Source organism: Paenibacillus sp. A3 (assembly GCF_001399685.1).
Taxonomy (GTDB): domain Bacteria; phylum Bacillota; class Bacilli; order Paenibacillales; family NBRC-103111; genus Paenibacillus_G.
Genome location: NZ_JTHN01000262.1, coordinates 25,125 through 31,124, shown reverse-complemented (window position 1 = coordinate 31,124; position 6,000 = coordinate 25,125). Strand labels below are relative to the sequence as shown.

Here is a 6,000-nt window from a genome sequence, read left to right as displayed (position 1 = left end):
TGATGCTGTTCGACGAGCCGACGTCGGCGCTGGACCCCGAATTGACGGGTGAGGTGCTGGCCGTCATGAAGCAGCTTGCTGCGGAAGGCATGACGATGATCGTCGTCACCCACGAGATGAAGTTTGCGCGGGAAGCGGCGAACCGGGTTATTTTTATGAGCGACGGCAAAATTCAGGAAGAAGGCGCACCGGAGCAATTTTTCGTCCAGCCGCAGACGGAGCGGGCACGCAAGTTTTTGCGGCAAATCGAAGGCGCGCCGGAGACGGAGTAACGAGTAAGATTCGAAGGAGTGGACATTGTGGTTCCGAGCAAAGCAGAGCATATGAAGAACGTCGCGGAGCGGGCGCGGGCGATTATGGAGAGGGAAAATGTGGAAGCGCTCGTGGCGTCAAGCTGTGAAAATTTCTACTATCTGTCCGGTCATCCCAGCACGTTTATGTATACGCTGCGGATGAATGAAGTTGCGCTGGCCGTCATGTTCCGCGATCCGAGCCGCCGTACGGTCATTATCATGAACGAATTTGAGGCCGCGGGCGTTCCGGAGGATTTGCCTGGGTGCGAGCTGCGCACGTACCCGACCTGGGTCGACGTCGACGATCCGCTCGGATTGCGCGGCGGCAATTACGAGGGGCGGCGGCCCGTGAACCATCAAGTGCAGGAAATGTTCGGGCTGCTCGGGCAGGTGCTGGCCGAACACGGGATAAGCGGCGGCAGGGTGGCCGTGGAGCTGAACTCCATGCGGTATCCTGCCGTGAATGCGCTGCGCGAAGCCGTGCCGGGCTTGGAATTCGCGGAAGCCGGAGCGATCCTGACCGAGCTGCGCGCGCTCAAGACGCCTTGGGAAATCGCGCAGCTGCGCAAGAGCTGCGAATACGCCGAGATCGGCATCGCCGAAACGATCAAGGGAATCCGGGCCGGCAGCTCGGCGGCGGAGATAGCCGACGCCTTCCGGCTCGCGCTGCTGACCCATGCCGACGGCTCGTCCTCCCGCTTCCATATGATTTCGGTCGGGGCGCATTTTGCGCCTGCGCATATTTTCGACACGCGTCCGGGTCAGCCCGGCGATCTGATCAAATTCGATGTCGGCGTCGACGTGGCCGGCTACGGCTCGGACATTGCGCGCACGTTCGTGCTCGGCTCGCCGTCCGAAACGGTGAAGCGCATCTACGACGCACTGCGGGCCGGCCACGACCGGCTGCTGGAGCTGATCGAGCCGGGGATGCCGATGAAGCGCGCTTTTGACGAAGTGATGCCGCTGATCCGCCGCTCGGGCCTCCCGAATTACAACCGGGGCCATCTGGGGCACAGCGCGGGACTGAGCCTCGCGGCCGAGGAAGCCCCGTTCCTGAGCCCGTCGGAGGAAACCGTCTTCCGCCCGGGGATGGTCATCTGTCTGGAAACGCCGTACTACGGCTACGGTGTCGGCTCGATCATGATCGAGGATATGGTGTTGGTGACGGACAACGGCTGCGAGCGGCTGAACAAGCTTTCGCGGGATTTGATTTCGTTGTAAGTGAAAAAAGGTCAAAAAGACGCGTTTACGTTGTTCTGAGCTTGTTGGGAAAGAGGTCAACTGAAGTATAGAGGTGTACGAGGGGGTAGGGTATCTACTTCCGGTCGCTCTTGTCTGCGGGAAATTTTGATTGGAAGCCGCTTAGCAGCGGATATTTCCCGCAGACAAAGGCGAACGCTATCGCTCCTACAGCAGATACCCCACCTCCGTATGTTTCTCTATTTCAGTCAAAAACCTCTTTCTCAACAAGCTCCAGATACGTTCACGCTGTCCTTTTGACCTTTTTCTCGTCTGTGGGCTATGACTTAAAAAATTGCTTGACCGTCCCTTTGCCGGCTTCGACCTCGATTTCGGCATACGCTCCGTTGATGAACGTCATCTGCGGCGGAACATGGCCGCAATCGATATCGTAAACAATTGGGACCTGCAGCTCCTCGGCCAGCTCTCGATAAACTTCTTCGGCTGTGTAGCCTTCAACCGGACGATTGGCGCTGCTGCGGCCAAACATAATACCCGTACAATGCTCAAACCAACCGGCCAGCTTCATTTGTACTAACGATCTGCGTAAATCCGCTGTGGACAGCTCGCAGTTTTCCAGATACCAGACGATAGGGTCCTCATGAATAAAATGCTTCTGGAAATGCCGCACATCGCCGAATGGAGTGCCGACCAAATGTCGGATGATATCGATGCAGCCCCCAAGCAAACGGCCTTGGATGTTCGTTTTTGCCCCGGACACGGTTTTCCAATAAGTAGGCTCAGTTAAATGGTAAATACACGGCGAAGGGTCGACGTGTCTCCATTCCTTCTGATACTTTGGCGAGGAATGCTGGAGAACGGATTCGCCCGTTTTCGTTGATAAGACCGCTTGCCACATGGCGGTGGTCTCGTCGGAATATTCGCCTCGCAAATCGACCAGATTCGTTCCGTGAGCCGTCGCCAGGCCGGTTTTTAAAGTGATCGCCAAGAGCAATGCGCTGATATCCGAATATCCTAAAATCCACTTGCTCGGTATATTTTCAAATTCAATATATTCGAGTATCTCGATCAGCAGTTCCCCACCCCAAGGCGGGATGATGAGTTGGATACTGTCATTTCTCATCATGTCATTGAATTCATTAGCACGTATTTGAGCCGGCGCGGACTTGGCCTTCTCTTGCGTCCACACCGTTTCTCCGCAAACGACGTTAAAGCCTCTGCTCTGCATGCGGCTGCACGAGAGCTTGACCAAATCATGCAATGCCGCAGGTACCCCGGAGGACGGGGCGGTTACGCCAATCGTTGCTGCTTCTTTGAAAACCGGGTAGTTCATCGTAAGTCCCCCTCTCCCAATTTACACGATATTACCAAAACTAGCTTTTTGGAGCAACCGGAATTTCATCCCCCTTACCATTTTATGGTTCAAGATCTCAAAGAGAATTACGCATTGGTATAAAAAAAAGATCTTGCCTCGACTAAAGAGACAAGACCTTTTCCCTCTATTTCTTGTTTTCTTAACCTTGGCTATTGGCCGAGTCCGCGTCAGGCGCAGCCGGACGTTGACCCGGCTTGCGGTCTACGAATTTGCCGATCGCATCGTCCAAATTCGATTTGATTTGGCTGATGAGCTGGTCGCGGCTAATGCCTTTCTCCTGCGCGATTTCGGCCAGCGATTTGCCTGCTTTCATCGCGTCGGTGAGCTCCTGTTGGGTAATACCCAACATCTTCGCCAGATTCTCGGGATTGCCCATCATCCCGAAAGCTCCTTTGTCGCCGTGATGACCTTGCGGCTTCGTATTGGTCACGGCCTGCTTCAAGCGGTCCGCCAGATCGGATTTACGCTTGTCCGCTTGCTCCTGCGTGATCTTGCCTGCGCTCACCGCATCATCAATCGCCTTCGTTTCGGCGTCGGTCAGCTTTTGGATGAGGGCGTCTTCCGTCAAGCCCGCTTTTTCCTGCGCGACTTGTACCAGCGTTTTGTTCTGCTTCAGCTCGTCCATCAGCGTTTTCTCGTCCAGGTTAAGCAGCGTGGCGGTTTCTTTCAGGATGTTGACGCCGCGGAAGCCGTGCCCTTCCCGGCCGAAGCCGCCCTTGCCAAACTTCCCGTGCCCGTGTCCCTGCTGCCCGCTATCTGCGGTTGTGCCACTTTCCGAAGTTGTCGTCGTTGCGGCATATGCTTGAGTGTAATATAATCCGGCTCCTCCGAGAAGAAAACCTGCTGCAATCGTTCCTGCCATCAATTTTTTTCCAATCGTTTTCATGGGTTCATGTCTCCTTTGATTTCAAATTTGTGTTTCACTTACACTTTGAAGTATAGGAGCGGTACATTAATGGAACCTTAGTTTGGGCTGAGCGTTGGTTGAGCGGAAGCTGAATAAATGCTGAAAATGGAAAAAAACAAGCCGGTGCTGCCTCACAATAGGCAAGCATCGGCTTGTTTTTGATTTTATTTCCCGAGGATGTTCCAGACCAAGTGTGCGATTTCCGCCCGTGTCGCCTTTTCCTTCGGGGCGTACTGGCCAGGCTGCCGTCCTTCGACAAGCCCGAGCTGGGCCAGCCCGGCTACCGCCGCTTTCATTCCGTCCGGCATCGCCGCGTCATCCGCAAACGGCGACTTCGCTGCGGCGGGCAGCGTTTTGCCTGTTTTCTTCTCGTACAGCCATTTGGCGAGGAGCGCCAGTTCCTGCCGTACAACCGGAGCTGCCATATCTTCGCCGCCTAGCCCAAGCTCGGTCCATACCGGGGCGTGCGCTTCCCGGGTCAATGCCTTGGACACCATCTCGCCTGCCTCCTTGCGAGACAAGCCCGCGTTGGGGGCGAACCGCCCTTCACCCGCGCCGCTCATGACGCCTGCATCGGTCAATCCTTTGACCGCCGTATGCGCCCAATGACCGGACGGTACGTCCGCGAAGCCTTTGACAGCGATCCGTCCCTCCGGCTCGATGTGAACCTGCTTTAGCTTCGAAGCATACGCCGCGAGAAGTTCAAAATCCGTCAGCGCCTCTCCCGCGCCTACAATGGCTTTTGCTTTTGCAAACATCGTGTAATTATCGCCGCCGGTGAACATATAGTTGGACAAGGCCAGCGTATAGACGGCGTCTTTATCGATCGGCTGCCCGCCGATTCGAGCGTTCCGCACCCGCTGACCGGACGGCTTGTCCGCGTCGTATTCATAGGCGATACCGGAAACCTGCAAAAAGCCGCCCGCCAGCTTCTCCACGCCGGAAACTCCGTTTTCCAGCGCCTTGAGCACCATCTCTCCAGTCGCTTCCACCTTCACGATCTTGTTGCCGAACGGCAATATCGACTTGGCATCCTTTAAGGTGAAATCGCCCTTTTTGGCGCTCGCCCGAATGCCTCCGCCGTTCGCAAACGCGATGTCGGTCCCGTAATAATCACGGTACGCGTCAGCGATCCAATTGCCGATGGCCGTTTCCCGGAACCGGGATTCGTGGTTATCCCCATACGGCAAATCACCGGCTAAAGAGGCTACCTTTTTGCCCAGCTCCGCATCCAGCTTGGCTTGGTAATCGGCCGCCATCTCGGCAAGCGGCTTGTCCTCTTGGACGGTTTCGTCGACTTTCAATATCTCATGCGATAAACGGATCGTCCCATCCTTTTCTTTGTTCACGATTAGCCGAATAATCGACCCCATGTTGCCTTGAGGCGAGAAGATCAGCCGACGGCCGCCGTCGACCTCATGGACGAACGACTTTTCCTCCGCTTCTTCCTCGGTAAAAACCGCCCGGATGTCGGGGACGGCCGCCAGCAGCGCTTTATCGTCCGCTACCGGCTCCTGTGTCAGCGCCACGATCAGATCCACTTTCGCTTGTTTCAGCTTGTCCACCGCTTTTTGCGCGGATTCGATCACGTTCAGGCTTTTAACCCGCTCGTCCCGCATTGTCGTTTCCATGGCGCTGGTCAGGCCGAGGATACCGATACGAATGCCTTGTTTCTCGATGACAACGTACTCCGGCACTTGGCCGAACGGCTTCCCGTCGCTTCCGGCCAAGTTGGAGGAGATCCACCGAAAGCGCGAACTTTTAATCAGCTCCAGCGTATTGGGGACGCCTGCGTCGAAATCGTGCTGCCCGAAATTCGCGACATCGACGGGAATCCGGCCCAAGGCTTCCACCATCGGATGCCCTTTGAAGACGCCGCCGAATAACGTCCCGCCCCCCAGATCGCCGCCGAAAGCGACGATTTTCTCGCCGGCTACGCTGTCCACCAGCGTCTTGACCCGGGCTACGCCGCCGCGGGTGCCGAGCTTGTCGGTCACGGGACTGATTTCGTGTCCGTCGTTGAAATACAGCAAAGATACGGATGGACTGCCGGATGCTTCCGCCCGGACACTGGAGATGCTGCCGCTCCATGCCGGAATGGCCATGCCAACCGCCAGCAGCGCGATGCCTAACTTACGTGCCGTCTTGTTCATGTTCCACCTCGTTGATTAGAAGATTATGCCTGCTTCTCATTGAACCATTATAATATTAAACCGCTTGGAGCA

At 56.1% G+C, this 6,000-nt stretch carries 4 protein-coding genes and 1 pseudogene; 2 read left to right on the top strand and 3 right to left on the bottom strand.

All coding sequences use genetic code 11. The annotated features are described in order from the left end of the window. A pseudogene (locus QJ48_RS32260) lies at window positions 1–272 on the top strand (amino acid ABC transporter ATP-binding protein); the annotation flags it as partial. 27 nt (window positions 273–299) lie between these two features. Further along, complete coding sequence (locus QJ48_RS32255) at window positions 300–1,514, top strand: M24 family metallopeptidase (RefSeq protein ID WP_054977422.1); 1,215 nt, start codon at window positions 300–302, stop codon at window positions 1,512–1,514. A 298-nt stretch (window positions 1,515–1,812) separates the two neighbouring features. Here the strand turns inward: QJ48_RS32255 and QJ48_RS32250 are convergent, their stop codons facing one another. The 3 genes from QJ48_RS32250 to QJ48_RS32240 form a co-directional block, all read right to left on the bottom strand. Then, the gene (locus QJ48_RS32250; protein WP_054977421.1) at window positions 1,813–2,826 is read right to left on the bottom strand and encodes a S66 peptidase family protein; all 1,014 of its coding nucleotides are present in this window, start codon (window positions 2,824–2,826) and stop codon (window positions 1,813–1,815) included. A 181-nt stretch (window positions 2,827–3,007) separates the two neighbouring features. Continuing rightward, complete coding sequence (locus tag QJ48_RS32245) at window positions 3,008–3,754, bottom strand: hypothetical protein (RefSeq protein WP_054977420.1); 747 nt, start codon at window positions 3,752–3,754, stop codon at window positions 3,008–3,010. 185 nt (window positions 3,755–3,939) lie between these two features. Continuing rightward, complete coding sequence (locus QJ48_RS32240; protein ID WP_054977419.1) at window positions 3,940–5,928, bottom strand: 5'-nucleotidase C-terminal domain-containing protein; 1,989 nt, start codon at window positions 5,926–5,928, stop codon at window positions 3,940–3,942. Window positions 5,929–6,000 lie beyond the last annotated feature (72 nt).